The organism is Thiohalocapsa sp. (assembly GCF_019695415.1).
Taxonomy (GTDB): Bacteria; Pseudomonadota; Gammaproteobacteria; order Chromatiales; family Chromatiaceae; genus Thiohalocapsa.
The window spans coordinates 1-2955 of sequence record NZ_JAIFKJ010000397.1 but is presented as its reverse complement, the minus strand read 5'-3'; the positions used below and the strand labels follow the sequence as shown (position 1 = coordinate 2955).

At 67.5% G+C, this 2955-nt stretch carries 2 protein-coding genes and 1 pseudogene; all 3 read right to left on the bottom strand.

The annotated features are described in order from the left end of the window. Positions 1-129 precede the first annotated feature (129 nt). Positions 130-399, bottom strand: a complete 270-nt coding sequence (locus I6U14_RS11355) for a hypothetical protein (protein WP_296899400.1) — start codon at positions 397-399, stop codon at positions 130-132. 124 nt (positions 400-523) lie between these two features. Further along, positions 524-2458, bottom strand: coding sequence for a propionyl-CoA synthetase (locus I6U14_RS11350; RefSeq protein ID WP_296899399.1), 1935 nt, complete (start codon positions 2456-2458; stop codon positions 524-526). A 152-nt stretch (positions 2459-2610) separates the two neighbouring features. After that, positions 2611-2955: pseudogene (locus I6U14_RS11345) on the bottom strand (hypothetical protein); the annotation flags it as partial.

Below are 2955 nucleotides of genomic sequence, written 5' to 3'. Positions count from 1 at the left end.
GCCCGGCTCCGTCTGATGTTTGGGCAGGATGCCCAATAAATCAGCATCTCCTTAGCCGAGCCTCACGGCACCCCAACAAGCCGTTGGATCGGCGCCCGGTCCCGAGGCCGGGCACCGCACCGGCGGCACTTACTCGCCGCCGTCATCGCTTTCGTCGTATCCCACAGGGTAGACCTTCGCGACGTTCACACGACACCGCTCGAGGTAGGCGCTGCGCTCCTGCTCCTTGAGTCCCTGCCCATCGGCCCAGCGGCTGCATTGATCTTCGTAGAACGCGAGGACCCTCGGATCCTGCTTATCCAGTGCGCCGGCCGGCCAGGGAACCGGCTCCGTCGCCGCGAGGGCCGCGCCAGCGGCGAACAGACCGCTCATCAAGACCACGCTTTTGGAGGTCTTCATCGTCTTTGCTCTGCAACTGTGATGCGGGCAATTCCGCCGCCGCAATTTAGAGGCTGTGGGCCACTGACGAAAAGCGCCGTTCGGCGGCGGGAACCGCTGGTCCAGCGCCTCATGGATCAGCATCCTATCGGGTCTGTGCATACCCGGCGTCAGCAAACGCCGCTTGGATCTCCTCCAGAATCGCGGGATCGTCGATGGTCGCCGGCATGCGGTATTCGGTGCCCTCGGCGATGTGCTTCATGGTGCCGCGCAGGATCTTCCCGGAGCGGGTCTTCGGCAGCCGGGGCACCACCAGTACGGTCTTAAAGGCGGCGACTGGGCCGATCTCGTCCCGCACCTTGGCCACCAGCTCACGCGTGATGTCGGCGTCGGGGCGGCTGACGCCGGCCTTGAGCACCACCAGTCCCAGCGGCAGCTCGCCCTTCAGCTGATCCGCAACACCAATGACCGCGCACTCGGCAACGTCCGGATGGCCGGCAAGCACCGCCTCCATCCCACCGGTGGAGAGCCTATGGCCGGCGACGTTGATGATGTCATCGATACGGCTCATCACATAGAGGTAGCCCTGGTCGTCGAAATATCCGGCATCGCCGCTCAGGTAGTAGCCGGGCTCGGCTGCGAGGTACGACGCGCGGAAACGCTCGTCATTGCCCCACAGCGTCGGCAGGCAGCCCGGCGGCAGCGGCAGCCTGATCATGATCCGCCCGATGGCACCGGGCGCCACCGGCTCGCCATCGTCGCACAGCACTTGCACGTCATAGCCTGGCACGGGCTTCGTCGGCGAGCCGGGCTTGATGGGGAGCCGCTCCAAGCCTAAGCAGTTGGCCGCGATCGCCCAGCCCGTCTCGGTCTGCCACCAATGGTCCACCACCGGCACGCCGAGGATCTCGCCGGCCCAGTCCAGTGTATTTGGGTCACAACGCTCGCCGGCCAGGAAAAGCGCCCGCAGGCTCGAGGTGTCATATCGCGCAACATGCGTCCCTTCCGGATCATCCCGCTTGATGGCACGGAACGCCGTCGGTGCTGTGAACAGCACGGCCACCTTGTGCTGCTGGATGACGCGCCAAAAGGCACCGGCATCCGGCGTGCCCACGGGCTTGCCTTCGTACATCACCGTGGTGGAGCCGTGCAGCAGCGGCGCGTAGACGATATAGGAATGGCCGACAACCCAGCCGACGTCGGACGCCGACCAGAACACCTCGCCGGGCTCCATGCCATAGACATGGCGCATGGACCAGGTCATGGCCACGGCATGACCGCCGTTGTCGCGCACCACGCCCTTGGGCTGCCCGGTGGTGCCGGAGGTGTAGAGGATGTAGAGCGGGTCCGTCGCTGCCACCGGCACGCAGTCCGCAGGCTCGGCAGCGGCCTCCAGCTCCGCCCAGTCCAAATCGCGGCCGGGACTCAGCTCCGCGCGCTGCTGCTCGCGCTGGAGGATGACGCAATACTGGGGCTTGTGGTGGGCTTGTGCGATAGCCTCGTCCAGCAGCGGCTTATAGGCCACGACGCGGTTCGGCTCAATGCCGCAGGAGCCCGCGACTAACACCTTGGGCTTCGCATCATCAATGCGTGTGGCAAGCTCGCGGGCGGAGAAGCCTCCAAACACCACCGAATGCACGGCACCGATACGCGCGCAAGCGAGCATCGCTATGGCGGCTTCAGGCACCATGGGCATATAAACGATGACCCTGTCGCCCTTACCGACCCCAAGATCCCGCAGCGCACCGGCGACGCGCGCGACGCGGTCCAGCAATGCGCCGTAGCTGATGCTGGTGATGCTGCCCGTCACCGGGCTGTCGTGGATGATGGCGGGCTGCTCGCCCCGTCCCCGCGCCACATGCCGGTCCACGGCGTTGTGGCAAGTATTGAGCTCGGCCCCGGCGAACCAGCGATAGAACGGCGCCGCGCTGTCATCCAAGACCCGTTCCCAAGGCCGGGTCCAGTCGACTGCCGCTGCCGCTTCGGCCCAGAAGCCCGCCGGGTCTGCCAGCGAGCGCGCGTGAGCCAGCTTCCAAGTGCCCGTGCGCGGCCCGGTCCCCGTCACAGAATGACCCTGCATGTCCCCTCCGCTGTTCAGTGGTTGCTGCGATGTCTGCGCGCACGATGCCTTGCGCCTTTCGTTATGGAGGCGGACGGTAGCGCAGGCGGAAACCCGCGGCAATTGCGGGGTCGAAGCTCGACGATCACGGGGCGGCGCGCACGGCGGGAATTCTATATACCGTCCCCGAGTTTTTGGCGGGCGAAGGCAAGCGCCGCGATCGGGACCGCGGCCAGCGGCAGCCACCACAGCGGGTCGCCGAAGACGGCCAGCATGGTCGCAGACGCGGCGCACCAGAGCAGCGGCACCGGCAGCAGCAGCCAGCCGCGGCGGCCGGGCACCATGGCTGCAAGCGCGAGCGTGGCGCTGACGGTCGGGGCCGGCGCCGTGCCGCCCCAGCCCAGGACGTTTGCGGGCCGTCCGGCCGCGGCGGCGACACGCGGCAGCACGCGCACCGCCAAGAGCAGCCCACCACCCACCCGCCACACCGGCAAGCGCGCCGCGCCCGCCGGGACCCC